25 protein-coding genes are annotated in these 25188 nt (G+C 65.6%); 10 read left to right on the forward strand and 15 right to left on the reverse strand.

Going from position 1 to position 25188, the window contains the following annotated elements:
* Positions 1-75 precede the first annotated feature (75 nt).
* The 3 genes from norR (at position 76) to NMQ14_RS08375 (ending at position 5805) form a co-directional block, all read left to right on the forward strand.
* Positions 76-1602 (forward strand): nitric oxide reductase transcriptional regulator NorR, encoded by a 1527-nt coding sequence (gene norR, locus NMQ14_RS08365; RefSeq protein WP_257095498.1) that lies wholly within the window; start codon positions 76-78, stop codon positions 1600-1602.
* Positions 1603-1779: 177 nt separating this feature from the next.
* On the forward strand, positions 1780-5157 hold the full coding sequence (locus NMQ14_RS08370) for a transglutaminase family protein (protein ID WP_257095140.1): 3378 nt from the start codon (positions 1780-1782) through the stop codon (positions 5155-5157).
* A 270-nt stretch (positions 5158-5427) separates the two neighbouring features.
* Positions 5428-5805 carry a YbaN family protein gene (locus NMQ14_RS08375; RefSeq protein WP_257095142.1) on the forward strand — a complete coding sequence of 126 codons (378 nt, stop codon included), beginning with the start codon at positions 5428-5430 and terminating at the stop codon, positions 5803-5805.
* 4 nt (positions 5806-5809) lie between these two features.
* On the opposite strand, the gene NMQ14_RS08380 is transcribed toward NMQ14_RS08375, so the two are convergent.
* Positions 5810-6904: an alkene reductase gene (locus NMQ14_RS08380; RefSeq protein WP_257095144.1), complete on the reverse strand. Its 1095-nt coding sequence runs from the start codon at positions 6902-6904 to the stop codon at positions 5810-5812.
* Positions 6905-7008: 104 nt separating this feature from the next.
* On the reverse strand, positions 7009-8013 hold the full coding sequence (locus NMQ14_RS08385; RefSeq protein WP_257095145.1) for a zinc-binding alcohol dehydrogenase family protein: 1005 nt from the start codon (positions 8011-8013) through the stop codon (positions 7009-7011).
* A 103-nt stretch (positions 8014-8116) separates the two neighbouring features.
* Here NMQ14_RS08385 and NMQ14_RS08390 point away from each other — a divergent pair, with 103 nt between their 5' ends.
* Complete coding sequence (locus tag NMQ14_RS08390) at positions 8117-9043, forward strand: LysR family transcriptional regulator (protein WP_257095147.1); 927 nt, start codon at positions 8117-8119, stop codon at positions 9041-9043.
* On the opposite strand, the gene NMQ14_RS08395 is transcribed toward NMQ14_RS08390, so the two are convergent.
* The 5 genes from NMQ14_RS08395 to NMQ14_RS08415 all read right to left on the reverse strand — a co-directional run bounded on the left by NMQ14_RS08395 (position 9010) and on the right by NMQ14_RS08415 (position 12536).
* Complete coding sequence (locus NMQ14_RS08395; RefSeq protein ID WP_257095149.1) at positions 9010-9321, reverse strand: DUF3253 domain-containing protein; 312 nt, start codon at positions 9319-9321, stop codon at positions 9010-9012. The two genes, NMQ14_RS08390 and NMQ14_RS08395, sit on opposite strands and share 34 nt — an antisense overlap.
* On the reverse strand, positions 9285-10118 hold the full coding sequence (locus NMQ14_RS08400; RefSeq protein WP_257095151.1) for a sulfurtransferase: 834 nt from the start codon (positions 10116-10118) through the stop codon (positions 9285-9287). The genes NMQ14_RS08395 and NMQ14_RS08400 overlap by 37 nt, the downstream gene beginning before the upstream one ends.
* A 5-nt stretch (positions 10119-10123) precedes the next feature.
* Positions 10124-10474 (reverse strand): STAS/SEC14 domain-containing protein, encoded by a 351-nt coding sequence (locus tag NMQ14_RS08405; protein ID WP_069039493.1) that lies wholly within the window; start codon positions 10472-10474, stop codon positions 10124-10126.
* Complete coding sequence (locus tag NMQ14_RS08410; RefSeq protein ID WP_257095153.1) at positions 10471-11343, reverse strand: DMT family transporter; 873 nt, start codon at positions 11341-11343, stop codon at positions 10471-10473. The genes NMQ14_RS08405 and NMQ14_RS08410 overlap by 4 nt, the downstream gene beginning before the upstream one ends.
* An 89-nt stretch (positions 11344-11432) precedes the next feature.
* The gene (locus NMQ14_RS08415; protein WP_257095154.1) at positions 11433-12536 is read right to left on the reverse strand and encodes an aromatic ring-hydroxylating dioxygenase subunit alpha; all 1104 of its coding nucleotides are present in this window, start codon (positions 12534-12536) and stop codon (positions 11433-11435) included.
* A gap of 193 nt (positions 12537-12729) precedes the next feature.
* Here NMQ14_RS08415 and xseB point away from each other — a divergent pair, with 193 nt between their 5' ends.
* From xseB to dxs, 3 genes are read left to right on the forward strand one after another with little or no spacing between them, the layout of a single operon-like run.
* Positions 12730-12984, forward strand: a complete 255-nt coding sequence (xseB, locus tag NMQ14_RS08420) for an exodeoxyribonuclease VII small subunit (protein WP_257095156.1) — start codon at positions 12730-12732, stop codon at positions 12982-12984.
* Positions 12977-13873 carry a polyprenyl synthetase family protein gene (locus NMQ14_RS08425; protein WP_257095158.1) on the forward strand — a complete coding sequence of 299 codons (897 nt, stop codon included), beginning with the start codon at positions 12977-12979 and terminating at the stop codon, positions 13871-13873. Before xseB ends, NMQ14_RS08425 begins: the two co-directional genes overlap by 8 nt.
* A gap of 2 nt (positions 13874-13875) precedes the next feature.
* Positions 13876-15765, forward strand: a complete 1890-nt coding sequence (gene dxs, locus NMQ14_RS08430) for a 1-deoxy-D-xylulose-5-phosphate synthase (protein ID WP_257095160.1) — start codon at positions 13876-13878, stop codon at positions 15763-15765.
* A 98-nt stretch (positions 15766-15863) separates the two neighbouring features.
* Here dxs and rplS read toward each other — a convergent pair whose 3' ends face one another.
* The 7 genes from rplS to pyrF form a co-directional block, all read right to left on the reverse strand.
* Positions 15864-16247: a 50S ribosomal protein L19 gene (rplS, locus tag NMQ14_RS08435; RefSeq protein ID WP_069039488.1), complete on the reverse strand. Its 384-nt coding sequence runs from the start codon at positions 16245-16247 to the stop codon at positions 15864-15866.
* Between the two features lie 124 nt (positions 16248-16371).
* On the reverse strand, positions 16372-17055 hold the full coding sequence (gene trmD / locus NMQ14_RS08440; RefSeq protein ID WP_257095162.1) for a tRNA (guanosine(37)-N1)-methyltransferase TrmD: 684 nt from the start codon (positions 17053-17055) through the stop codon (positions 16372-16374).
* 29 nt (positions 17056-17084) lie between these two features.
* On the reverse strand, positions 17085-17630 hold the full coding sequence (gene rimM / locus NMQ14_RS08445; RefSeq protein WP_306441167.1) for a ribosome maturation factor RimM: 546 nt from the start codon (positions 17628-17630) through the stop codon (positions 17085-17087).
* Positions 17627-17863 (reverse strand): 30S ribosomal protein S16, encoded by a 237-nt coding sequence (rpsP, locus tag NMQ14_RS08450; RefSeq protein ID WP_069039486.1) that lies wholly within the window; start codon positions 17861-17863, stop codon positions 17627-17629. Before rpsP ends, rimM begins: the two co-directional genes overlap by 4 nt.
* A gap of 88 nt (positions 17864-17951) precedes the next feature.
* On the reverse strand, positions 17952-19877 hold the full coding sequence (locus NMQ14_RS08455) for an ATP-binding protein (RefSeq protein ID WP_257095165.1): 1926 nt from the start codon (positions 19875-19877) through the stop codon (positions 17952-17954).
* A complete protein-coding gene (locus NMQ14_RS08460; RefSeq protein ID WP_257095166.1) occupies positions 19874-20794 on the reverse strand; it encodes an ABC transporter substrate-binding protein in 921 nt (306 codons plus the stop codon). Before NMQ14_RS08460 ends, NMQ14_RS08455 begins: the two co-directional genes overlap by 4 nt.
* Positions 20795-20935: 141 nt before the next feature.
* A complete protein-coding gene (gene pyrF / locus NMQ14_RS08465) occupies positions 20936-21676 on the reverse strand; it encodes an orotidine-5'-phosphate decarboxylase (RefSeq protein WP_257095167.1) in 741 nt (246 codons plus the stop codon).
* A gap of 163 nt (positions 21677-21839) precedes the next feature.
* Here pyrF and NMQ14_RS08470 point away from each other — a divergent pair, with 163 nt between their 5' ends.
* The gene (locus NMQ14_RS08470) at positions 21840-23291 is read left to right on the forward strand and encodes a hypothetical protein (protein ID WP_257095168.1); all 1452 of its coding nucleotides are present in this window, start codon (positions 21840-21842) and stop codon (positions 23289-23291) included.
* On the opposite strand, the gene NMQ14_RS08475 is transcribed toward NMQ14_RS08470, so the two are convergent.
* Complete coding sequence (locus NMQ14_RS08475) at positions 23288-24133, reverse strand: YihY/virulence factor BrkB family protein (protein WP_257095169.1); 846 nt, start codon at positions 24131-24133, stop codon at positions 23288-23290. The two genes, NMQ14_RS08470 and NMQ14_RS08475, sit on opposite strands and share 4 nt — an antisense overlap.
* A 99-nt stretch (positions 24134-24232) precedes the next feature.
* Here NMQ14_RS08475 and wrbA point away from each other — a divergent pair, with 99 nt between their 5' ends.
* Entirely contained in the window at positions 24233-24826 is a 594-nt protein-coding gene (wrbA, locus tag NMQ14_RS08480; RefSeq protein ID WP_257095170.1) for an NAD(P)H:quinone oxidoreductase, read from the forward strand.
* A gap of 1 nt (position 24827) precedes the next feature.
* Entirely contained in the window at positions 24828-25187 is a 360-nt protein-coding gene (locus NMQ14_RS08485) for a DUF2069 domain-containing protein (RefSeq protein WP_257080451.1), read from the forward strand.
* Position 25188 lies beyond the last annotated feature (1 nt).

Raw genomic sequence — 25188 nt, forward strand, 5'->3', positions numbered from 1 at the left:
GCCTACGAAAACTGAGGTATTTTCAACCCTGTGAAAAAATGGTTACTGGGACCATATGGGGTCATTTTCACCATGATGGAATCGCTGCTGCTTGCCGACCTGGTGTCGGATCTGCCGCCCGCCGTGCGCCTGCAGCGCCTGGTCTCCAGCCTGCGCACCCACTTCGGCTGCGGCGCCGTCGCGCTGCTGAAGCTGGAAGAGGACAGCCTGCGCCCGCTGGCGGTCGACGGTCTGGTGCGAGAAACGCTGGGGCGGCGCTTCGTCGTCGGCCAGCATCCGCGGCTCGCAACCATCCTGTCGCGACGCGACATCACCGCTTTCGACCACGACAGCACGCTGCCCGACCCCTATGACGGCCTGCTCGACACCCGGGTCGGCGAACCGCTGCCGGTGCACGATTGCATGGGAACCAGCCTGCACGTAGAGGGCAAGACCTGGGGCGCGCTGACATTCGACGCGCTGCAGACCGGCACCTTCACCGAGGCGGCGCGCGACGACCTGCGCCGCCTCACCCTGCTGGTCGAAGCCGCGGTGCGCGTGACCCGGCTCGAACAGGACCTGCACGCACTGCGCCTGTCGCGTGGCGGCGAGCGGGCCGACGCACAGGGCGCCAGCGCGGACGAAGCCGAAATCGTCGGCCACAGCGAGGTAATCCAGCGCCTGCTGCACGAAATGCAGGTGGTGGCCGATTCGGAACTGTCGGTGCTGCTGCTCGGCGAAACCGGCGTGGGCAAAGAGTTGTTCGCGCGCCACCTGCACCGCCATTCGCGCCGCGCCGCGCAGCCGCTGGTCCATGTCAATTGCGCCGCGCTGCCCGAATCGCTGGCCGAAAGCGAGCTGTTCGGTCATGTGAAAGGCGCGTTTTCCGGCGCCACCACCGACCGCCCCGGCCGCTTCGAAGCGGCGGATGGCGGCACGCTGTTTCTCGACGAGGTCGGCGAGCTGCCGCTGACCGTGCAGGCCAAGCTGCTGCGCGCACTGCAGAACGGCGAAATCCAGCGCCTCGGCGCCGACCAGCCGCGACGCGTCGATGTACGCGTGATCGCCGCCACCAACCGCACGCTGCGCGACAGCGTGCGCGACGGCGCCTTCCGGGCCGACCTGTACCACCGGCTGTCGGTGTATCCGGTGCCGATACCGCCGTTGCGCGAGCGCGGCAGCGACGTGCTGCTGCTGGCCGGCCGCTTTCTCGAACTGAACCGTGCCCGACTGGGCCTGCGCAGCCTGCGCCTGTCGCCGGAAGCGGAAGATGCCCTGTGCCGCTACCCCTGGCCGGGCAATGTGCGCGAACTCGAGCATGTGATCAGCCGTGCCGCGCTGAAGGCGGTGAGCCGTGGCGCCGCGCGCACCGACATCGTGTCGCTGCCGGCCGACCTGCTCGATCTGGATGGTGTGACCACCCCGGCTGCAACGCCGGAGACCTGCGACACGACGTCCGGCGCCATACTGCCATCCATGCGCGAAGCGATCGATGCCACGCAGCGCCGGCTGATCCGCGCCGCGCTCGATGCCTGTGCCGGCAACTGGGCCGACGCGGCGCGACGGCTGGATGTCGACCCGAGCAATCTGCACAAGCTGGCGCGCCGCCTCGGACTCAAATGACAGGCGACGCCGGCGGCCTGCGGACACGTCATGCACCGCTGCGGTGCGTACGCCCCGCAGCGGGCAAGAGCCACCGACAAGCTGAAACAGAAGCCAATTAAAATCAATGACTTGTCTCGAGCACGCTAATTGCTTGAGTGCATCAACCTCCTTCACTGCCCGCAACCGGAGTATTCCGTGTCCATCCACGTCGCACTGAATCACGTCACCCACTACCGCTACGACCGTCCGGTGCTGCTGAGCCCGCAGGTGGTGCGACTGCGCCCGGCGCCGCACACCCGTACGCCCATCCTGTCGTATTCGCTGCGCGTCACGCCGGCCGAGCACTTCGTCAATTGGCAGCAGGACCCGCAGTCGAATTATCTGGCGCGGCTGGTGTTTCCGGAGCGCACACGCGAGTTGCGCATCGAGGTCGATCTGATCGCCGAAATGTCGGTCATCAATCCGTTCGACTTCTTCCTCGAACCGGCGGCCGAGAAAATCCCCTTCGGCTACAACGAAGAGCAGACGCGCGAGCTGTTTCCGTATCTGGTCACCTTGCCGCTGACCCGCGACAACGCGCCGAAATTCACCCGCTGGGTCGATGACGCACGCACCCTGTTCGGCAGCAACGGCAAGGCCAGCGTCGATTATCTGGTTGCGTTGATCCAGCAGATGCAGGGCGACATCCGCTACCTGATCCGCATGGAGCCGGGCGTGCAGTCGCCGGAGGAAACCTTGCAGAAGGGCAGCGGCTCGTGCCGCGACACGACCTGGCTGCTGGTGCAGGTGCTGCGCCATCTGGGGCTGGCGGCGCGTTTCGTGTCCGGCTATCTGATACAGCTCACCGCCGACGTGAAGTCGCTCGACGGCCCGAGCGGCCCGGAGAAGGATTTCACCGACCTGCACGCCTGGTGCGAGGTGTATCTGCCGGGCGCCGGCTGGGTGGGACTCGATGCGACGTCCGGCCTGTTCGCCGGCGAGGGCCACATTCCGCTCGCCTGCTCGCCCGACCCGTCGTCGGCGGCGCCGATCAGCGGACTGACCGAAAAGTGCGAAACCGAATTCGAGCACCACATGAAGGTCGAGCGCGTGTGGGAAGCGCCGCGCGTGACCAAGCCCTACACCGACGACGCCTGGTCGCGCATCGAAACGCTGGGGCATCGCATCGACATCGATCTGGCGCAGCACGATGTGCGGCTGACCATGGGCGGCGAACCGACCTTCGTGTCGGTGGATGACCGCGATGGCCCGGAGTGGAACACCACCGCCGATTCGCCGCCGGACAAGCCGGTCAAGCGCCTGCTCGGCGCCGAATTGCTGGCGAAGCTGAAGGCACGCTATGCGCCGGGCGGGCTGCTGCATTACGGCCAGGGCAAGTGGTATCCGGGCGAACAGCTGCCACGCTGGTCGCTGTCCTGCTTCTGGCGGCGCGACGGCGAGCCGATGTGGACCGATCCCGGGCTGATCGCCGACGAAGCCATCGATTACGCGCTCAACGCGGAACATTGCGCGACCTTCCTTAAGGCGCTGTCGAAGCGCCTTGAAGTGGACGGCAAATACGTGTTTCCGGCCTTCGAGGACGTCTGGTATTACCTGTGGCGCGAACGCAAGCTGCCGGCGAACGTCGATCCGTTTGATTCACGGCTCGAAGATCCGCTGGAGCGCGAACGCATGCGCCGGCTGTTCCATGACGGGCTGGACAGCGAGGTCGGCCACATCCTGCCGCTGGCGCGCACACCGGCCGGCAACGCCTGGCAGAGCGGTCCGTGGTTCCTGCGCGACGAACGCTGCTTCCTGATTCCGGGTGATTCGCCGATGGGCTACCGGCTGCCGCTCGATTCCCAACCCTGGGTGTCGGCCGCCGAATATCCGTGGGTGCATGCGCCCGACCCGGTGCAGCGGCAGGTGCCGCTGCGGCCGCAGCGCGACATCGCCGTGCGCCTGCAGCAGCCGGAGGACGACGACAGCACCGGGATCGACTTCGCCCCCGCCGGTGCGGCGGCGACCCGCGTGCCGGCCCCCGACCGCAAACCGGAAGCACTCGAATCCGCCGGCTGGATCACCCGCACCGCGCTGTGCGCGCAGGTGCGCCACGGCGTGATGTACCTGTTCATGCCGCCGCTGCCGACGCTGGACGATTATCTCGAACTGGTCACTGCGGTCGAACTGACCGCGGCCGCCTGCGGCCACCCGGTGGTGCTCGAAGGCTACGAGCCGCCGCGCGATGCACGCGTCGAAGTGCTGCGCATCACGCCCGACCCGGGCGTGCTGGAAGTGAACATCCAGCCCTACCACTCATGGGACGACATGGTCGCCGGCACCACCTTCCTGTACGAGGCCGCGCATGAAACCCGCCTCGGTACCGAGAAGTTCATGATCGACGGCCGCCACAGCGGTACCGGCGGCGGCAATCACTTCGTGCTGGGCGGCGCCACGGTGGCCGATTCGCCCTTCCTGCGACGGCCCGATCTGCTGCGCAGCATGATCAGTTACTGGCACAACCATCCGGCGCTGTCGTATCTGTTTTCCGGCCTGTTCATCGGTCCGACCAGCCAGGCGCCGCGCATGGACGAGGCGCGCAACGATTCGGTGTACGAGATGGAAATCGCGTTCGCCGAAATCGAGCGCCGTTCGCGCGACACGGGCTACACGCCGCCCTGGCTGATCGACCGCATCCTGCGCAATCTGCTGGTCGATGCCACCGGCAACACGCACCGCGCAGAGTTCTGCATCGACAAGCTGTATTCGCCCGATGGCGCGACCGGCCGGCTCGGCCTGCTGGAAATGCGCGGCTTCGAAATGCCGCCCCATGCGCGCATGAGCCTGACACAGCAACTGCTGCTGCGTGCGCTGATCGCCCGCTTCTGGCAGCAGCCCTACGCGCCGCCCAAGCTCAAGCGCTGGGGTACCGAACTGCACGACCGCTTCATGCTGCCGCACTTCGTGTGGGAGGACATGGGCGACGTGGTCGATGACCTGCGTGCCTTCGGCTACCCGATGGAACTGGAGTGGTTCGCGCCGCACTTCGAATTCCGCTTTCCGCGAATGGGCCAGTTCTCTGCCCGCAACGTGCTGGTGGAACTGCGCAGCGCACTCGAACCGTGGCATGTGCTGGGTGAGGAAGGCGGGGCCGGCGGCACGGTGCGCTACGTCGATTCATCGGTCGAGCGCCTGCAGGTCAAGGTACAGGGCCTGGTCGACGACCGCCATGTGCTGGCGGTCAATGGCCGGCGCGTGCCGCTGTCGCCGACCGGTCGTGTCGGCGAATACGTTGCCGGTGTGCGCTATCGCGCCTGGCAACCGGCCACCTGCCTGCATCCGACCATCCCGCCACACGCGCCGCTTGTGTTCGATCTGGTGGACGACTGGATGAAGCGTTCGATGGGTGGCTGCCAGTACCACGTCGCGCACGCCGGCGGGCGCAACCACGAAAGCTTCCCGGTCAATTCGTACGAGGCGGAAGGGCGCCGTCTGGCGCGCTTCTTCGCCATGGGACATACCCCGGGCCACCTGTCCGCCCCACCCGAGGACCGCAATCCAAACTTCCCGTTCACCCTCGATCTGCGACGGTAAGATCGGCTCCCCGCGCCGTTCCTGCCGGGATTTACGCAGTCACTGTGGGAGCGGCGGCCTCGCCGCGATCGGCGCGTTGATCAACGATCATCGCGGCATCCATCGCGGCGAGGCCGCCGCTCCCACAGGGCCGCTCCCATGAGAGCGCGCGCCTCAGGGAACCCAACTGAGGGGCCGCTTGCGTTCATCGACCGGCCAACGCGCTGCGGGGTGCGGCACAATGCAGCTTTCGCCCTTGCTCCATCCGCGTTGATCCACTGGACCCGACAATTGCTGTGGCGGCTGCTGGCCGCGGTTTCGGTAGTGCTGGGCGTGATCGGTGCGGTGCTGCCGGTGCTGCCGACCGTGCCTTTCCTGCTGCTGGCGGCCTGGGCGGCCAGCCGGGGCTGGCCGGAACTTGAAGCCAGATTGCTGGCGCACCCGACCTATGGCCCCTACATCACGAACTGGCGCGAACAGGGCGCCATTCCGCGGCGCGCCAAGTGGCTGGCCAGCGCGATGATGCTGTTCAGCGCCACCACGCTGTGGTTCAGCCCCGTGCCGGGGTGGGTGCGCGGCAGCGTATATGTGATGTTGATGGTGGTCGCCGGCTGGATGTGGACGCGCCCCGAACCGGCGGTGCGCCCCCTGCCGCAAGACCTTCCCTGAGCGATCAGGCAGCGTCCAGCGCCGGGTAGTCGGTATAGCCCGCTGCACCCCCGCCGTACATCAGTTCGGCGCGCAGGTCGTTGTACGGCGCGTTGTCGCGCAGGCGGCGCACCAGATCCGGATTCGAAATGAAGGGCCGGCCGAACGCCACCGCGTCGATGCCACCCGATGCGACGGCATCCATCGCCATCTGCCGGTCGTAGCCATTATTCGCGATCCAGCCACCGTTGAACCGTGCGCGCAGCGCCGCGTAGTCGATCGGCGGCTTGACGCTGGCCGGTGCGCGTTCGCCGCCGGTTTCACCCTCGATCATGTGCACGAAGGCGATGCCCAGCGCCGACAGCCGGTCCAGCACATGGCTGTGCAGCGCCTGCGGGTTGCTGTCGAGCGGCGTATCGCAGAAGGTCGTGGCGGGCGAAAGGCGCACGCCGGTGCGACCGGCGCCGACTTCTGCAACCACTGCCTGAATGATCTCCAGCAGCAGCCGGGCGCGATTCTCGATCGGGCCGCCATACGGGCCGCTGCGGTCATTCACGCTGTCGCGCAGGAACTGCTCCAGCAGATAGCTGTTGGCCGAATGCACTTCCACGCCGTCGAAACCGGCGTCGATCGCATTGCGCGCGGCGCGGCGATAGTCGTCGATCAGACCGGGCAGTTCGTCGTCGCGCAGCGCCCGCGGTGCGGACACATCGACGAACCCGTCACGCGTGAAGCACTGCGCATCGGGACGGCGCGACGTGGACGACACCGGAGAAGCGCCGCCGGGCAGCAGCGACGTGTGCGAAATGCGGCCGACGTGCCACAGCTGCAGGATGATGCGACCGCCTGCGGCGTGCACCGCATCGGTCACCTTGCGCCAGCCGGCGACCTGTTCGGCGGAGTGAATGCCCGGCGTGTCGAGATAGCCCTGCCCCATCGGATTGACCTGCGTCGCCTCGGCGATGATCAGGCCGGCGCTCGCGCGCTGCGTGTAGTACTCGACGGTCAGCGGTCCCGGCACCTGACCGGGCAGCGCGCGGTTGCGCGTCAGCGGCGCCATGACGATGCGGTTGTTCAGTGCGATGTCGCCCAGCTTGAGCGGGTCGAAAAGTGTGGTCATGTAGTACTCCCCTAATTGAAACGGCCTCGCCGCGGATGCACACCGGTCCGACCCGAAGCGATCAAGCGTGATCGGGTCTTGCGGCATTCATCCGCGGTATGGAATCAGAATCCTTCCAGCACGATCTTGCCGCGCGCCCGGCCGCTTTCCAGCAGCGCGTGCGCACGGCGCAGATTGGCTGCATTGATGGCGCCGAAATGCTCGCCCAGCGTGCTGCGCAGGCGTCCCGCATCGACCAGGTCGGCGACGGCGTCGAGCAGCGTACCCTGCTCGGCCATGTCGGCGGTCTGGTAGAGCGAGCGCGTGAACATCAGTTCCCAGTGCAGCGACAGGCTCTTGCGCTTCAAGGCGAGCACATCGAGCGGACCGGCCGGATCGTCGATCAGCGCCAGCCGGCCCTGCGGCGCCAGTGCCTCGACCAGCTGCGCGTAGTGCAGATCGGTCTGGGTCAGACTGGCGACGTGCGTCACCGATTCGACGCCCGCCGCGCGCAGCGCCTGCGCCAGCGGCTGCCGGTGATCGACCACGTGATGCGCACCCAGTTCGCGCACCCAGGCTTCGGTTTCCGGTCGCGACGCGGTGGCGATCAGCGTCAGCCGCGTCAATTCGCGCGCCAGCTGCAGCAGGATGGAGCCGACGCCGCCGGCCGCACCCACCACCAGCAGCCGGCCTTCGGCGTCGCGCACCTGCAGCCGGTCGAACAGCAGCTCCCAGGCCGTGATGGCGGTCAGCGGCAGCGCTGCCGCCTGGGCGAATCCGAGCGAGACCGGCATGCGACCGACCAGACGTGCATCCACAGCCTGGAATTGCGCATTGCTGCCCTGCCGCGTCAGGTCGCCGGCGTACCACACGCGGTCACCCGGCCTGAAGCGGGTGACCTGGGCGCCGACGGCTTCGACCACGCCGGCAGCGTCCCAGCCGGGTACGCGCCACTGACCCTCCGGCGGCGGGCTGTTGCGGCGCACCTTGGTATCCACCGGATTGACCGACACCGCTTCGACCCGCACGAGCACATCATGCCCGTGCGCCTCGGGCGGCGTCAGTTCGATATCGACCAGACAATCTGCGCGATCCACCGGCAGGTTTTCGCGGAAGGCGACGGCTTTCATGGCATTGACCCGGACGACTGGTGAAGTGGCCGCCATGCTAACGCCTGCAGAATAGATTGATAATCCGGCAAACCCCCAATTCATCTTCAAACGATTTTTGAAAATGAAACTGCGCGACCTGACCCTTTCCCAACTGGAGCTGTTCATCCGCATCGCCGACGCCGGTTCGCTGAGCACCGCCGCGCGCCAGTTCGATCTGACGCCGGCTGCCGCCAGCGCCGCGCTGAAGCGGCTGGAGGCGGTCTTCGGCGTACGCCTGATCGAGCGGTCGACCCGTTCGATGCGGCTGACGGCCGAGGGCGAACTGCTGCGCGACCACGCACGGCGCGCACTCGGCGATCTCGACGACGCGCGCGCGCTGCTCGGTGCCGGGCGCGAGACCCTGACGGGCGACATCCACCTCGCGGCGCCGTCCGATCTCGGTCGCGGTGCGCTGTCCGCCATGCTGGACCGCTTCATTGCACAGCACCCGGATGTGCGGCTGACGCTGTACGTGTCCGACACCGTGCAGGACCTGGTGCGGGAGCGGGTCGATCTGGCGGTGCGCTACGGCGAGTTGCCGGACTCATCCATGGTGGCGCGCCGGCTGCATGTCACGCGACGGGTCGTCGTGGCCTCGCCGGATTACATCGCGCGGCACGGCGCCCCCGCTCATCCGTCGGAACTGGTGCAGCACAATTGCCTTGCCCTGTACCGCAGCGGCCGGCCGCATCTGGCATGGCGCTTCGAACGCGCCGGCGTCGAAACGACGATCACGGTGCGCGGCAACCGGATGGCATACGATGGCGCCCTGGTGCGGCAGTGGGTGATCGAAGGGCTGGGCATCGCAACCAAGGCGCGGCTGGACGTCATCGACGATCTGACGAGCGGCCGGCTGGTCGAACTGCTGACCGACTGGCGCGGCGAAGATTTTCCGCTGCATGCGATGTTGCCAGCCGGCCGCCACATGCCGCTGCGGGTGCGCCGGCTGCTGGACTTCCTCGGTGAACAGTTCGCTCAGGTGGAGCCGGAACAAGGCCCGGGTGCCTGAGCGATACGGATCGGGCCGCGCCAGTCGCCGTCGGCTTCGCGCTTTTCACCGCCTTGCGTGATGACGACCCGGCCCTCGTGCGCCAGCCGGCGTGCCACCTCGCGCACGCGCGGCATCAGCGCCCGCCAGTCAGCGGCCAGCGCCCGCGCGACTTCAGACGGGCAGATCGAACGCCCGGCGCCCCGCAGGGCAACCTGCGCGAACAGTTCGCGCACGATCTCCGCATCGTCTGTGACGCTGTTCAGCGCGCCACCGGCCGCGACGGATCGCTGCACCATTCGCTCCACGAACCCGGGTACAGGCGCGCACCGGACAGGCCGGCCAGTTCGAGCGCCAGCAGGTTGTGGCAGGCCGTGACGCCACTGCCGCACTGCACGACGAGCGTCGCCGGATCGCGTGCTTTCGCGATGGCGCACCACTCGGCGCGCAGCACATCCGCCGGCTTGAAGCGGCCATCGTCGGTCAGGTTTAGCTTGAAGAAACGATTGACCGCGCCCGGAATGTGGCCGCCGACCGGATCCAGCGTTTCGTTTTCGCCCCGGAAACGGTCCGGCGCACGCGCATCGACCACCAGCAGCGCGCCGCCGTCGAGATTGGCCAGCAGTGCATCGGAATCCACCGTGGTGTCGACCGCGCCCTCCGGATAGAGCGTGGCCGGACGGCTGCGCACGGTCTGATCGAGTGCCCCGCCCGCAGCCCTCCAGGCGGCAAGGCCGCCGTCGAGCACCGCGGCGTCGGCATGGCGGACCCAGCGCAGCATCCACCACAGACGGGCGGCGAACATCCCGCCCGCGTCGTCGTAGGCGACCACCGAGTGCCGGGGCGTGATGCCGCAGCGGCCGAGCAGCGCGGTGAAGGCGGCCGGCGACGGCAGCGGGTGACGGCCGTTGCTGCCGGTTTTCAACGACGAAAGGTCGCGATCGAGGTGCATGAACAGCGCCCCGGGAATATGGCTCCCGGCCCAGGCGGCCTCGCCGGCGTCAGGTCTTGCCAGGTCATGCCGGCAGTCGATCACGACCAGGGCGTCGTCGCCGAGGCGACCGGCAAGTGCATCGGCGCTGATCAGCGGGCCCATTGCGCTCACACCGTCTCGGCGAGCCAGGCGCGCGCGCTGGCCTCGTCGTCGAACACGGTCACGTCGGCATCGACGAACACCTGCGACAGCCAGGCCGTCCAGACCATCCACGGACTGCCTGCGATCACCGCGATACGGCCGAAATCGTGGCTGTGGGCGCGGGCGAAGCGCAGTTCCTCGAGCGCCATGTCGAGCGTGAAATCGGTCATCTGGCGCAGGTCGATCAGCAGATTGACCACGCCTTCGAACTTGATGCGGTAATTCACCAGGTCTTCGAACTCGCGGTAATCCGCCAGCGTGAACTCGCCGAAGGCGGACACCGTCACCAGATTGCCTTCGGACTCGGTTGCGATCATTTGAAATCTCCTTTTTTGAACCAGGACTTCACCGGCGGCGGCCTGAGCAGCGCAAGCAGGCCGCTGGCAACGATGAGCAGCATGCCCAGCCAGACTACTGCAGTCGGGACCTCCTGCCACAGCAGGATGCCGTAAAGCGTCGAAAAGGCGACCGTCGTGTAGGCCAGACTGGCCGACACCAGCGTGCGCCCCCCCTTGTAGGCGGCGGTCATGCACAGCTGAGCCGCCGTGCCGAACACCCCGACGCCGCCGAGCAATGCCCAGGTGCGTGCCGAATGGAAGTGGAATCCGCCGTCGGCCAGTGCCCACAGCGCGCCCAGCACGGCCGAACAGGCAGAGAAGTAGAGCACGATGCGCCACTCGGGTTCACCGAGGCGCCCCAGATCGCGCACGCTCAGGTAGGCGACGGTGGCGATCAACCCGGACCCCAGTCCGAACAGCCCGCCGACCCACTGGTCGCTGCCCAGCGTCGGCTGCAGCACCAGTACGACACCGGCGAAACCGATGGCCAGCGCCAGCATCAGCGGGCGTGACAATTCGCCCGAAGCGGTGAAGCCCAGCCAGGCGGCCATAAAAAGCGGCGAGGTGTAGTTCAGCGTGACCGCAGTCGGCAAGGGCAGCAGCGATATGGCTTCGAAGTACAGGATGAGCGACACCGCGCCCGACACGCCGCGCTTCAGGTGCACACCGGCGTGCGGCGTGGCGAAGTCGGCACCGCGCAGGCGCATCACCCCGGCCACCAGCAGCAGCGCAATGAATCCACGGTAGAAAGCGATCTCCGACGCCGGCAACGCATCGCTCGCCAGCTTCACGCACACGCCCATCGACGCGAACAGCAGGCTGGCCAGCACCATCCACAGCGACTGCATCGTCAGACCCTCAGCTGCACAAGGAAGCGGGGCACCGGGGTGCCCCGTCCCGCCCGAGGCGCCGACCACGGCTCACGGGCATCCGGCCGTCACAGATAGTCGGCCATTTCGCGGCGGTACCACTCGTGGAAGTGCTGCATGCCATCTTCCATCGGCGACTGATAAGGCCCTGTTTCCGAGCGGCCCTGCTTCATCAGCGCACGCCGGCCCGCGTCCATGCGCTCGCCGATTTCGTCGTCCTCGCGTGCCGTTTCCATATAGGCGGCGCGTTCGGCTTCGATGAACTCGCGCTCGAACAGCACGATGTCTTCCGGGTAATAGAACTCGACCACGTTCAGCGTGCTGTCCGGTCCCTGCGGGTACAGCGTGCTGACCACCAGCACGTGCGGATACCACTCGACCATGATGTTCGGGTAGTAGGTCAGCCAGATCGCGCCGTGCGGCGGAAGCGCGCCCTGGTAGTAGTCGAGCACCGCGCGGTGCCAGCGTTCGTAGGTGGGCGTGCCGGGCCGCGCGAGGCGGTTGTTCACGCCGACCCTCTGCACCGAGAAATCGCGTGCAAATTCCCAGCTCAGGTCATCGCACGTGACGAACTTGCCCAGCCCGGGGTGGAAGGGCTCGACGTGATAATCCTCCAGATAGACCTCGATGAAGGTCTTCCAGTTGTAGTTGCACTGATGCATTTCGACGTGATCGAGCCGGTAGCCGGAAAAATCGAAATCCGGCGCCACCTGCATGCCGGCCAGATCGGCTGCGATGTCGCGCTGGCCCGCAAACAACAACCCCTTCCAGTTCTGCAGCGGCTGGCGCTTCAGATTCAGGCAGGGTGTGTCCGGAAAATGCGGCGCGCCCAGCAATTCGCCCCGCGTGTCGTAGGTCCAGCGATGGACCGGGCAGACGATGTTGGACGCGTTGCCGCGCCCCTTCATCATCAGCGCCTGGCGATGGCGGCACACGTTGGACAGCAGTTCGACGCCGGACGCGTTGCGTACCAGCATGAGTGCATCGTCGGCCCAGCCCAGGGTCTGATAGTCACCCGGGTCGGGCACCATCAGTTCATGCCCCACATAGCCCGGCCCGTTGTCGAACAGCACGCGCTTTTCGAGTTCGAACAGCGATGCATCGACGTACCAGGACACCGGAAACTGTGATTGCGCCGGTTCCAGACGGGTAATGGACTGTAGATCGGACATTCCCCAACCCCCGAAGTCAAAGTTGGAAAACCGCGCGCCGGCCTGCGCGGAACACACGGCACAAGAAAGTCTGTGCACGAATGTGCGAGGGCCGGGTGCGCGTGACAAAGCCGGTGAGTATAACCAGATGCAGGTTTGACCGCCCGGGGTGGATCAGCTATTTTTCGCGGTCCAGCCAGCGCCCGTACCCAGAATGACCCGAAAATCGGAAGCGGCGTCAGAACCCGCCAGCTTCGAGACCGCCATCGAAGAACTCGAATCCATCGTGCGTGCGATGGAAGACGGCAAGCTGCCGCTCGACAGCGCGCTGGAGCGTTACCAGAGAGGCGTTGATCTGGTGCGCCACTGCCAATCCGTGCTGAATGCCGCCGAGCAGAAGGTACAGATACTCGAAGACGGGTTGCTGCGCGATTTTCCGGCCGATGCAGGCGCGCGTGACAATGACTGACGTCGGACCAGGTTTCCGCGACTGGGTGAGCGCAGTACAGCAGCGTACCGAAAGCGCACTCGACCGCTTTCTGCCGCCGGACACGATAGCCCCTGCACGACTGCATGAAGCCATGCGCTATGCAGCGCTGGGCGGCGGCAAGCGGGTGCGTCCGCTGCTCTGTCACGCGGCAGGCGCCCTGTCAGGCGCCGCGCCAGAAGCACTCGACGCCACCGCCTGTGCGCTCGAACTCATCCACGTCTATTCCCTCGTGCATGACGACATGCCTTGCATGGACGACGACGTGCTGCGCCGCGGCAAGCCGACGGTGCATGTGAAGTACGACGACGCCACGGCGCTGCTGGTCGGCGACAGCCTGCAGTCGCTTGCTTTCCTTCTTCTTGCGGAACACTGTTCAGTCGCCCCGGCCACGCGGGTCGAACTGATCACGCAACTGGCGATCGCATCCGGGTCACGCGGCATGGCCGGCGGTCAGGCCATCGATCTGGCGTCGGTCGGTCTGGAACTCGACGTCGAAGCGCTCGAATTCATGCATATCCACAAAACCGGTGCGCTGATACGCTGTGCGGTGAAACTGGGTGCAGCCTGCGGGGAACTGGACGCAGCCGGCACGGCGAAGCTGGACCACTACGCGGCACGGGTCGGGCTGCTGTTCCAGGTGGTGGATGACCTGCTCGACTGTGAAGCGAGCACGGCGGCGCTGGGCAAGACTGCGGGCAAGGACGCCGCGGCGAACAAGCCGACCTATGTCACCACGCTGGGCATCGGCCGGGCGCGCGAACGCGCCCGCGAACTGCACGACGAAGCGCTCGACAGCCTCACCGGTTTCGGCAACAAGGCACAACGCCTGCGCGAACTCGCCGATTTCGTGCTGACACGGCAGAACTGAACATGGACAGATCCTTGCAAACGACAAGCGCCTACCCGCTGCTCGACACGATCGGCTCTCCGGCCGACGTGCGGGCGCTCGATGCGCGCGACCTCGCGCCGCTGGCGGCCGAACTGCGCAGATTCCTGCTCGAATCGGTGTCACGCACCGGTGGTCACCTGTCGTCCAACCTCGGCACGGTGGAACTGACGGTCGCGCTGCATCACATCTACAACACGCCGCACGACCGCATCGTGTGGGATGTCGGCCATCAGACCTACGCGCACAAGATCCTGACCGGCCGGCGCGAACGCATGTCGACACTGCGCCAGTATCAGGGCGTGAGCGGCTTCCCGCGCCGCTGCGAAAGCGAGTACGACACCTTCGGCACCGCGCACTCTTCGACCTCCATCTCCGCGGCGCTCGGCATGGCCGTCGCAGCCCGTGCGCAGGGGCTGAAACGGCACAGCATCGCGGTGATCGGCGACGGCGCGATGACCGCCGGCATGGCATTCGAGGCGCTGAACAACGCTGGCGTCGAAGACGCGGACATCCTTGTCATCCTGAACGACAATGACATGTCGATCTCGCCGCCGGTCGGCGCGCTGAACAAGTATCTGACGCGCCTGCTGTCCGGCCAGACCTACAATGCTGCGCGGCGCGCCGGTGCAAAGGTGCTTGAACTGGCACCTTCGCTGAAGGAGTTCGCCAAGCGTGCGGAAGAACACGTGAAGGGCATGATCACACCCGGCACACTGTTCGAGGAATTCGGCTTCCATTACTACGGGCCGATCGACGGACATGATCTCGACGCACTGATTCCCACGCTGGAAAACCTGCGCGAACTGCCCGGACCGAAATTCCTGCACGTGATCACGAAGAAGGGCTACGGTTACAAGCTGGCCGAAGCCGACCCCATCCTGTATCACGGTGTCGGCAAGTTCGACCACCATGCGGGCATCCAGACGGCCAAGGGCGCCGGCAAGCTGACCTACACCCAGGTGTTCGGTGACTGGCTGTGCGACATGGCGGCGCTGAGCGACAAGCTGATGGCGATCACGCCGGCGATGCGCGAAGGCTCGGGCATGGTGCGCTTTGCCCAGGAATACCCGACGCGCTACTTCGATGTGGGGATCGCCGAACAGCACGCACTGACGTTCGCGGCCGGCATCGCATGCGAAGGCATGAAGCCGGTAGTCGCCATCTACTCGACCTTCCTGCAGCGCGCATACGACCAGTTGATCCACGACGTCTGCCTGCAGAACCTGCCGGTCATGATGGCGCTCGACCGCGCCGGCCTGGTGGGTGCCGACGGTGCGACCCATCACGGTGCGTTCGACCTTTCCTACCTGTTGTGCCTGCCGAACATCGTCGTGATGACACCGAGCGACGAAAACGAGTGTCGGCAGATGCTATATACCGCCTACCTGCACGAAGGCCCGAGCGCTGTACGCTATCCGCGCGGCAGTGGCCCCGGCGTACCGTTGCAGAGCGACATGCGCGCCTTGCCGATCGGCAAGGGCGAACTGCGCCGTTCCGGCAACGGCGAAGTCGCCCTGCTTGCCTTTGGCGCCATGCTCACACCGGCGTTGTCAGTCGCTGATGAATTCGACGCCAGCGTGGTGAACATGCGCTTCGCCAAGCCGCTCGACACGGCGCTTGTACTCGAACTGGCGCAGCGCCACGCAGTGCTGGTGACACTGGAAGAAAACGCGCTGATCGGCGGTGCCGGCAGCGAGGTCGAAAGGGTAGTCAACGATGCAAGGCTCGCCTGTCGCGTGGTGCGTATCGGCCTGCCTGACCGCTTCGTCGATCACGGGGATCCGGCGCAACTGATGGCGGAGGTCGGTCTGGACGAAGCCGGCGTGCGCGCTCGGGTGCAGGCCTCACTTCAGCCGCTTGATGCCGTCTGACATCACCGCGCATGACCATACGTGAAAAAGGGACCGCAAGGTCCCTTTTTCAATTATCGCTGCAGGGAGACGCCGAAGCGTCCCGCAGGAGATGCCGGTCAGTCCTGCTTGGCAGCCGGTGCAGCGCGGCGCACAAGCTTTTCCTTGATGCGTGCCGACTTGCCCGAACGCTCGCGCAGGTAGTACAGCTTGGCGCGGCGCACGTCGCCGCGGCGCTTCACCTCGACCGATGCGATCAGCGGCGAATAAGTCTGGAATGTCCGCTCGACGCCTTCGCCGCTGGAAATCTTGCGCACGATGAAATTCGAGTTCAGGCCGCGGTTGCGCTTCGAGATCACGACGCCTTCGTAAGCCTGGACGCGCTTGCGCTCGCCTTCGACCACGTTCACGTTCACGATCACCGTATCGCCGGGCGCGAAGTCAGGGATGTTCTTGCCCAGACGGGCGATTTCTTCCTGTTCGAGTTGCTCAATCAGATTCATTGCAAAAACTCCTGGTCAGTGGCATTGCCTTGCCGCAGAGCACCTGTTCCGTGATGCGCGCATTTATTGAAGTAATCCATACAGCGATCACCCTCTCTACTTCAACTGCATTGACTTCATTTTCCTACAGCAGGTCCGGACGACGCTTGCGCGTCAGCGCCAGAGCCTGCTCGGCGCGCCAGCGCCGGATACGGGCATGATCACCCGACAACAGCACTTCCGGCACCGTTTCGCCTTCCCACGTTTCCGGCCGCGTGTAGTGCGGACAGTCGAGCAGGCCTGCGACAAATGAATCCTCGATCGCCGAATTTGCGTCATTCAGCGCGCCCGGAAGCTGACGGATGATGGCGTCCATCAGCACCATCGCCGGCAATTCACCGCCGGACAACACGAAATCACCCAGCGATACTTCCAGATCGACATGGCGGTCGATCAAGCGCTGATCCACCCCTTCATAACGACCACACAACAAAACCAGTGCCTGCGCGCCCGACAGTTCCATCACCCGACGATGCGTCAATCGCTCGCCCGCCGGTGAAAAGTGCACCACTTTCACCGCGCCGCCATGGCGTGCCTGGCACGCCGCAATCGACTGCGCCAGCGGTTCCGCCATCATCACCATGCCGGGGCCGCCGCCGTACGGACGGTCATCCACGGTACGGTGGGCATCGGTCGCGTAATCGCGCGGATTGACATAATTCGCGCGCCACAGCGATCGCTCCATCGCGCGTCGCGTGATGCCGCTGCGCTCGATGGCCGCAAACATTTCAGGGAACAGCGTGATCACCTCGAAGGCAATGCCCGCCATTCCGATGCCGCCTTCAGCGCTGTCAGCCCCTACCACTGCGCGTCCCATTCGACGCGGACCACACCTGCTTCGCGATCAACATCAGTCACCACCGCCGACACGAACGGGATCAGGCGTTCTACGGGCGTGTCGCCCGCTGACGCGTCGACCACAACCAGTACATCGTCGGCGCCGGTTTCCAGCAGCCGGTCGATGTGACCAAGTGTCACGCCCGCAGTGTTGACGACCGTCAGACCGATCAGGTCGCCCCAGTAATACTCATCTTCGGCGGTATCCGGAAGTTCATGGCGCGGCACTGCGACATACAGGCCGACCAGCTTTTCCGACCCGTTGCGGTCGTCGCAGCCTTCGAACTTCACGACCGGCCCGGTGTTCTGCAGTTTCAACGCAGCCAGCTTCAACGTGCTCCACTGCGCCTCAGGCGCATCGGCATCGGCATGAACATGCCAGTCACGAATCGCATTCCAGGACTGAGGATCATCACCGAAAGGGTGCAACCTCAACCAGCCCTGCACGCCGAACGGCGCCGACAGTCGCCCGAGGACGACCAGGGTGCTCGCCGAACCGGAAATCAGGCGACCTTCTTGACCAGACGGGCGACCGTCGGGCTCAGTTGCGCGCCGACACCAGTCCAGTAGGCCAGTCGTTCAGCGTTGACCGACAGGCCGGTGCCTTCCGGGGCGATCGGGTTGTAGTAACCGACGCGCTCGATGAAACGGCCATCGCGACGATTGCGGGAATCGGTCGCAACGATATTGAAAAACGGGCGCTTCTTGGCACCCCCACGCGCGAGACGGATAACGACCATTGCACTTCCTTCGAAACGAGGAAAACCCGCGATATTAGCGAAGAACCTGCTACGCAGCAAGACATTCACCACGCAACTTCGATCGTCATCAGGCGACCGGGTTCTGTGACTGCGCAAGAACCTGCTGGATCAACGCACGCAACCGCGCCGGACGCACCGGCTTGTGCAACACCGGGTAGCCGCGCGCGGCCGCCATGCGCCTCACTTGCGGATCGGTGTCACCGGTTACCAGTGCAGCGGCGATCTCACCCTTCTGCTCGGCGAGCAGCGTGTCGAGCACGTCGATGCCGCTCGCGACGGCTGCGAGCCGAAAATCGCACAGGATCAGTGCCGGCGCCTTGTCGCGCTGCCTGATGGCGTCGCGCGCTTCGGACAGTGTTCCGGCACAAAGCACCTCGCAGCCCCAGGAGGCAAGCAGTCCGGCGATGCTCGTGCGAGACCCCGGATCGTCGTCGATGACGACGACGAACAGCGACAGCCGGTCGGGCATCACGTCCGGCACGTCTTCAGGCACAGTGCGGTTACCACCTTCGACACGGGGCACTTCGATCGCGAATACCGACCCCACCCCGGTCCGCGAGCGCACGGTCACCTCGTGGCCTAGCAGTCCGACCAGTCGCCGTACGATGGCCAGCCCGAGCCCAAGGCCCTGGCCGCGCGCGCGCGCCGGATTCTGCAATTGGTAGAACTCCTCGAAAATCATCTCGAGCGCCTCGTCGGGGATACCCGGACCCGAGTCACGCACCTCGATGCGCAGGTGATCGCCACGCGCTCGCACGGCAATCAGCACGCCGCCCCGCTGCGTGTAGCGCACCGCATTGGACACCAGATTGATCATGATGCGTTCAAGCAGCAGCGGATCGGTATCCGCCCATGCGTCGGTCGCGCGCAGCTTCAGGCGCAATCCGCGCTGCAGTGCATCGGCCGCGAAGTCATCGACGATGCGCGACAACAGTGGCTGCAATGCGAACTCGGAACGACGTACTGTTACCCCGCCGGCGTCCAGCTTCGACATGTCGAGCAGCGCATCGAGGAGATCTTCCATCGCACCGACCGATTCCTCGATCTGCCTTATCAAGGAACGATGTTCCGAACCGCGCAAGCGTTCGGCCAGTTCGGCGACGAACAGCCCGAGCGCGTGCATCGGCTGGCGAAGGTCATGGCTGGCGGCTGCAAGAAAGCGCGACTTCGCGTAGTTGGCACGTTCGGCGTCATCGGTTCGGCTGCGCAGCTGGCGGGTCGCGTCGGCGATACGTGCTTCAAGCTCGTCGCGCGCACGGGTCAGCCGCTCGGCCATGTTGTTCACGCCTTCGCCCAGGATACGCAGTGACCCGCCTCCCGCCACCGGCACACGCTCGTCGAGATGACCGTCGCCGATCCGCCGGACGACGCGCGATACTTCTCGCACTGGTCGGGTCACCGTATGACTGATGCGGATCGCAAACGCGCTGGCCGCCAGCAGCGCGCAGGCAATCACGAGCGCACTTGTCACGGCGAAATCGGTCTTCAGCGAATCCACCCGCTTGCGCGACACTTCGACAAGTACCCAACCGGTGGGGCGATTGTCGGCCGAGCCTTCGGTCAACCCGTCGAACATGTCCTGATCGCCGATCACCGCACTGCGCACGATGGGCTCGATGAAGAGCGTCGACGATTCAAGCTCGACCAGTGCCAGTCCGGCCGGCCGGGCACCGGGCACATAGGCTTCACGGCTGAGCAAGCCGCCCGACACCACGAGGTCTCCGTCGCGATTCGATACCATGATGCCTGTGACGTCACGTTCCCGCCGCGCAGCCTCGATCAGCGCCACCAGTGCATCGGTATTGCCGGAAAATACGCCGTAGTCGGCGGACGCCGCAACCTGACGCGCAGTGGCGTGACCCCGTTCGACCAGCGCGCTTTCGAGCGCAGCCAGACGATCCAGCACGAGCCACACACCACCGACAAGGCCACACACCAGCAGGGGCGCAAGTGCCACCAGCAGAACGCGGGATCGGATTCCCCAGTGCTTCATGGCGACTTCTCCTGCTGCACCAGCTGGTCGCGCAAGGCTTCGGCATCGGCGATCCGCAGGCCGAGCGAGCGTGCAACATGGGTATTCACCGACACCGTGAAGTGACGGGGAAAGCGCGCAGGCGGCCAGTTGCGTTCGAGTGTCCAGCCGATCATCGCGTCGGTGGCCTGGCGCGCCATCTGTTCAGGCGTCGAGTAAAGCGACATCACTGCGCCGGCACGTACGTAGGCGGCGGAAAATCCGACCACCGGTATGCGGGCACGGAAGGATGTAAGCAGCAGATTGCGCACGGTGCCGGCGTTGTGCACGCGCGGATCCGGCAGTGCGAGAAACAGTTGAGACTGCTCAAGAACCTGTGTGAGCGACGAGAAAAGCGATGCCTCACCGGTAAAGGACGCAAACACCAACTGGAGCGGCGTGCCGGTCATCGCTTCGCGCAGCGGTTGCAGGCGTTGCGGTGTATCGGCATCAGCCACTACGCCGATGCGCCGCACGTCGGGCAGTGCCAGACGGATCAGTGCCACCTGACGCGAAAATGGCTGGTCGATATGGATGGCCGACCACCTGCGCGCATCACCGGCAACCAAGGCTTCGTAGGCCGCCTTCGGCACCAGCGTGGAAAGCACCGGTACCTTGACCTCGCTCTGCACAAGCGTGCGCAGTGCACTCGCACCGACTGCGACCACCAGATCATGAGACTCGAGCGCTTCGGGCGAAAAGTCTGCCCGCGACAGCACGGCGATCGAGTAGCCGCCGCGCGCGCCGCGCTCAGCCTTCAATGAATCGGCAAACTCCGCGTAGGCGCCACCCGGTTCACTGAGCAGGACCAGCACGGACGCAGCGAAAGCGGCTGGCGCAACAAGCAGTAGAAAGGCGCACAGCAGCGCCCTTGCCGCCCGGGAGAACCGGGAACGCATGGACCACCGGGCGGGTGTAGGTGCCGACGCATGCACGTGAACGCGGTACTGCCCCGACGCTGACTGAAGACACGATGAGTATGCTGCAAGGCTCACGCGCAAATCATCATCCGAAGGGCTGATGACGGCGCGGGTTTTCTTTCAGCACACACCCAGCGCCTGTGCGATCTGCTGCTGCATCCGGCGCGCGGCCGCGGCCGGGTCGGACGCATTGCGGATCGGGCGCCCGACCACGAGGTAATCGGCGCCGTTGGTCAACGCCTGCGCTACGTCGACGGTACGCTTCTGGTCGTCAGTCGGCCGGTTTTCGACCGGCCTGATGCCCGGCGTCACGACCAGCACGCGCGAACCGAGTTCGGCGCGGATTGCCGGCGCTTCAAGTCCGGACGACACGACACCATCGCACCCGGCGGCCAGCGCTCGCCGCGCGCGCGACAGAACGAGTGCTTCGACGTCACAGGCAAAGCCGAGATCGTCCAGATCGCCGCGATCGAGGCTGGTCAGCACCGTCACAGCGAGAATCTTCAATGCGCCCTTATCGGCGCCGGCCGCTTCCATGATGGCCTGATTGCCGTGCACCGTCGCAAAAGTCGCACCGCTGCAGGACAGTGCACGGACTGCCGAACGCACGGTTTCCGGCACGTCGAAGAACTTCAGGTCGACGAACACCTTCTTGTCGCGCTTCACCAGCCAGTCGAGCAGCTCGAAGTAGTTGCCGGTCATGAACAGCTCCAGACCGATCTTGTAGAAGCGGACCGCGTCGCCCAGCTGGTCGACGATGGCGCGCGCCTGATCGGCACTCGGTACATCCAGGGCAACAATCAGCCGGTCGGACGGATCGATGATGGGGCGTTCAGCGCTGGCGGGTCGGAAGTCGGTCATGATCCAGAATGAAGTGAGGCGTATGGCCTGCGCACGGAAAGCCCGAGTTTACTAGAATCGTCCCTACCTTCTTCCGCTGCAACGATCACTCACGATGTCTTTTCCCGCTTCCGTATCGCCCGTACTCGAAGGGCTCATCCGTGACGCGCGGACGGGAGACGGCATGAGAACGGTGCTCAACTGGCTCGCACTGCCGGCCGACAGCCAAGTCGCGGTTGAATCGGCCGCGCTGTCCGCCCACCTTGACATGCTCGACCATGCGAACGTGGCACAGACCGTTCGCGTGCGCATTCTCGATATTTTCCACGATCGTGCACGAACCTGCACTGCGGCACTGAAGCCCGAACTTGCGGCAAGTGCCCTGCCGGTCGAACACGGGATGCGCAACACCGCGGAAACGCTCTGCTTGCTGCATATGCGGCTCGCCCGCGCCTATCTCGATGCGCTCGCAGAAGGCGCGGCCCATCGGCCCGCACGTACCGCAGGACACGCCATGGTGTGCGTACTCGACGCCTACGCACTCAATGTGCTCATCGCGGCCGATGACCCGCCGGGCATGTGGGGCACCGCCAATGCGCTGTTGATGCATGCGCGGACCGTGGCTGCGCCGGTTGCCAGCCGTCCCGGTTCCGTTGACGCAGAGCAGTTGTACCGGCAGCTGGTCGCGCTGGCGCTGGCCCAGCCGCCCAACCTTGCACCCTCCGATTTCTTCCGGGTCGCCGAATACGTACGCAGCTACTCGGGGGCGGTGCAGATGCAGGTACAACCCCCCCATCGCGACCTGGACTCATGGTTCTGGCTCGACGACGAGATAGACCAGGGGCCCACCGCGCTGTTGCGCACACCGGCCAACATGGAACGCACCGCGCACATCCTTTACTGTTCATGTCAGCGGCTGGGACAGGTACTTGGCCAGCACCTCGATCTGATCGACGAAGGGGGCAGCGCTGGCGAACTGCACCTGCCAGCCTGTCTCGAACAACTGCCGACACGCCGGCTGATGCGCATGCTCCAGTCGCGCTGGATGTCGATGCCAAGGCGCCAGCAGGCGCGCCGCGAACGCGTCCAGGACGTACGCATGCTGATCGGGTTCGACGCTATATGGACACTGCTCGAACGGCGCGATGCCTCGCCGGACTGGCAGAACTGCAGTTCGCACTGGATCATCCAGAACGACAGTGCGAGCGGCTTCGCGCTCAGCCTGGCGAGTGGCCAGACCGGACTTGTACGTCCGGGCACGCCGGTCATGATCAAAGGCGTCGATTCGCGGAAATGGATGATCTGCGTGGTGCGCTGGGCACGCAGCGGACAGGCGGACCAGATGGAAATCGGTGTCGAACTGCTCAGTCACGGCGCACAGGCGGCCACGGTGATATTCGGCACCGAGCGCGCATCCGGTCGCATGTCCGTCGCAGCACTGCGGCTGCCGCCGCTGACCTCGCGCCGACCGCAGCCGGCACTGATGCTGCAGACGGGCGCCGCAGTCGGGCGCGACATCCTCATCGCGCATGCCGCCGGCGAGCGCCTGCGGCTGGGCGATGCCCGGTTGTCGGACCTCACCCTGCAAACCCACGCCTTCGAACTGTTCGAACTTGAAGAACTGATGACGTCCTAGGGTCTGTTGCCCGACCGCACGCCAGCGTGCAGTTCCGCCGTCAGGCTGGCGCCGAACAGCACGATGTTCCAGAACAGATAGAGCCACAGCAGGAAAACCGGCAAGGTCGCCAGCGCGCCATACACCAGCTCATAGCCCGGCACATGATCGATGTAGACGCTGAGAGCCTTCTGCATCAACGACAGCAGCGCCGTGGCGACCAGCGCACCGGTCACCGCGTAACGCAGCGATACGCGAGCGCGGGGCAGCATGCCGTACAGCAACAGCAGAAAACCGGCGGTGACCAGCGCGGCCGCCGCGCGCAGCGCCGCGAGCTTGAGCCAGGTCGGCTCGTCGATCAGTCCGAGCGACGCGGTGACCAGATACAGGCTCAGCGCAGCACCGGTGCCAAGCGCCAGCGGTGCCAGAAGCGGCAGACCCAGATAGACCAGCACCGTCTGGCGCAGCCTGCGTCGCGGCGCCTGTGACCACATTGCATTGATCGCATGGTCCGCGGTGCGCACCCACACCCAGGCACTGACCAGCAGCACCAGCAGATCGGCCGCTGAAAGCCGGCGCGCCTTTGCGACGAAGCGCATGGCGTGGCGGACCACCGATGCACCCGTTTCATCCGGCAGCAGCGTACCGGTCAGGTAGGCGCGCAGCGGCTTGGCGACGCGCAGCGCATCGGGCAACAGATCGGCGACTTGCTGCGCCAGCACCAGCAGCGGCACCAGCGCGAACAGCAGCGCGAGCGCCAGTGCAGCAGCGGATTGGGCCGCATGGGCGTCCCGGTGCCGACGAGCCGTGGCCGCCAGAGTCCGAAAAATGCGGCTGAGCGAAACCGGGAAACGGGAGGACATGTCGTACGAAAGGAGGAACGGGAAATTCGGTGACCGGGGCCGGGGCCTGTACACTCAGCCACCTCATTGTGCTGGATCACCTGCGTTGAAAGATATCCGGTGAAGGAAATTCTGGTTCTGTACTACAGCCGCAATGGCTCGGTCTTCAATCTGGCGCGCCAGATAGGGCGCGGCATCGATTCGGTCGACGGTGCAGCCGCACGCCTTCGCACCGTACCCGCCGTATCAACAGTGTGCGAGGCGGTCGCCTCGACAGTGCCGGACAGCGGCGCACCTTATGCCGAAGCACGCGATCTGGAAGAATGCGCCGGCGTGGCGCTGGGCAGTCCGACCCGCTTCGGCAACATGGCCGCGCCGCTCAAGTACTTTCTTGATGGCAGCAGTCCGCAATGGCTGTCGGGCGCGCTGTCAGGCAAGCCTGCTGCGGTATTCACCTCGACCACCTCACAGCACGGCGGTCAGGAAAGCACACTGCTGACGATGATGCTGCCGCTGCTCCATCACGGCATGGTCATTGTCGGCCTGCCCTACTCCGAACCCGACCTCAGCACGACACCCGACGGCGGATCGCCCTACGGCGCCAGCCATGTGGCGGGAGCCGATGGCGACAACTGGCTGACCGAGCCGGAGGCACGCCTCGCCTTCGCACTCGGCCGCAGGCTTGCACTCACTGCACTCAAACTGGCCGCCTGACATGACCGCACGTCACTGGAACCTGATGGCCAGCATCAGCCTGGTCGCCCTCATCCTGCTCGGCCTGGCGTGGGAGTTGTGGCTTGCTCCACTGCGTCCGGGTGGGTCCTGGCTGGTGCTGAAGATCGTGCCGCTGCTTGCCGCTCTGTTCGGCATCCTGCGCGGCAAGCGCTACACGCATCAGTGGATGTCGCTGCTCAGCCTGGTCTACCTGACGGAGGGCATCGTGCGTGCGACGTCCGACAGCGGGCTGTCGGCACAGCTGGCGGCCGTCGCAACGGTGCTGACGACGACGCTGTTCTTCGGCTGCATGTTCTATTCGAAACTGACGGCGCCAAGCCGGATGGCTGCAGCGGAGTGAC

Source organism: Methyloversatilis sp. XJ19-13 (assembly GCF_024580155.1).
Taxonomy (GTDB): Bacteria; Pseudomonadota; Gammaproteobacteria; order Burkholderiales; family Rhodocyclaceae; genus Methyloversatilis.

Excerpts from the sequence above, each read along its gene's own strand:
- xseB (WP_257095156.1), top strand. The coding sequence starts at position 12,730 with ATGACCCGAAAATCGGAAGCGGCGTCAGAACCCGCCAGCTTCGAGACC.
- pyrF (WP_257095167.1), bottom strand. The coding sequence starts at position 21,676 with ATGACCGACTTCCGACCCGCCAGCGCTGAACGCCCCATCATCGATCCG.
- NMQ14_RS08400 (WP_257095151.1), bottom strand. The coding sequence starts at position 10,118 with ATGGGCCCGCTGATCAGCGCCGATGCACTTGCCGGTCGCCTCGGCGAC.
- NMQ14_RS08485 (WP_257080451.1), top strand. The coding sequence starts at position 24,828 with ATGACCGCACGTCACTGGAACCTGATGGCCAGCATCAGCCTGGTCGCC.
- trmD (WP_257095162.1), bottom strand. The coding sequence starts at position 17,055 with ATGGCGGGCATTGCCTTCGAGGTGATCACGCTGTTCCCTGAAATGTTT.
- rplS (WP_069039488.1), bottom strand. The coding sequence starts at position 16,247 with ATGAATCTGATTGAGCAACTCGAACAGGAAGAAATCGCCCGTCTGGGC.
- dxs (WP_257095160.1), top strand. The coding sequence starts at position 13,876 with ATGGACAGATCCTTGCAAACGACAAGCGCCTACCCGCTGCTCGACACG.
- rpsP (WP_069039486.1), bottom strand. The coding sequence starts at position 17,863 with ATGGTCGTTATCCGTCTCGCGCGTGGGGGTGCCAAGAAGCGCCCGTTT.
- NMQ14_RS08380 (WP_257095144.1), bottom strand. The coding sequence starts at position 6,904 with ATGACCACACTTTTCGACCCGCTCAAGCTGGGCGACATCGCACTGAAC.
- NMQ14_RS08455 (WP_257095165.1), bottom strand. The coding sequence starts at position 19,877 with ATGAAGCACTGGGGAATCCGATCCCGCGTTCTGCTGGTGGCACTTGCG.
- NMQ14_RS08395 (WP_257095149.1), bottom strand. The coding sequence starts at position 9,321 with ATGGTGCAGCGATCCGTCGCGGCCGGTGGCGCGCTGAACAGCGTCACA.
- NMQ14_RS08475 (WP_257095169.1), bottom strand. The coding sequence starts at position 24,133 with ATGTCCTCCCGTTTCCCGGTTTCGCTCAGCCGCATTTTTCGGACTCTG.
- NMQ14_RS08470 (WP_257095168.1), top strand. The coding sequence starts at position 21,840 with ATGAGAACGGTGCTCAACTGGCTCGCACTGCCGGCCGACAGCCAAGTC.
- NMQ14_RS08410 (WP_257095153.1), bottom strand. The coding sequence starts at position 11,343 with ATGCAGTCGCTGTGGATGGTGCTGGCCAGCCTGCTGTTCGCGTCGATG.
- NMQ14_RS08460 (WP_257095166.1), bottom strand. The coding sequence starts at position 20,794 with ATGCGTTCCCGGTTCTCCCGGGCGGCAAGGGCGCTGCTGTGCGCCTTT.
- NMQ14_RS08390 (WP_257095147.1), top strand. The coding sequence starts at position 8,117 with ATGAAACTGCGCGACCTGACCCTTTCCCAACTGGAGCTGTTCATCCGC.
- NMQ14_RS08425 (WP_257095158.1), top strand. The coding sequence starts at position 12,977 with ATGACTGACGTCGGACCAGGTTTCCGCGACTGGGTGAGCGCAGTACAG.
- NMQ14_RS08415 (WP_257095154.1), bottom strand. The coding sequence starts at position 12,536 with ATGTCCGATCTACAGTCCATTACCCGTCTGGAACCGGCGCAATCACAG.
- NMQ14_RS08385 (WP_257095145.1), bottom strand. The coding sequence starts at position 8,013 with ATGAAAGCCGTCGCCTTCCGCGAAAACCTGCCGGTGGATCGCGCAGAT.
- NMQ14_RS08405 (WP_069039493.1), bottom strand. The coding sequence starts at position 10,474 with ATGATCGCAACCGAGTCCGAAGGCAATCTGGTGACGGTGTCCGCCTTC.
- norR (WP_257095498.1), top strand. The coding sequence starts at position 76 with ATGGAATCGCTGCTGCTTGCCGACCTGGTGTCGGATCTGCCGCCCGCC.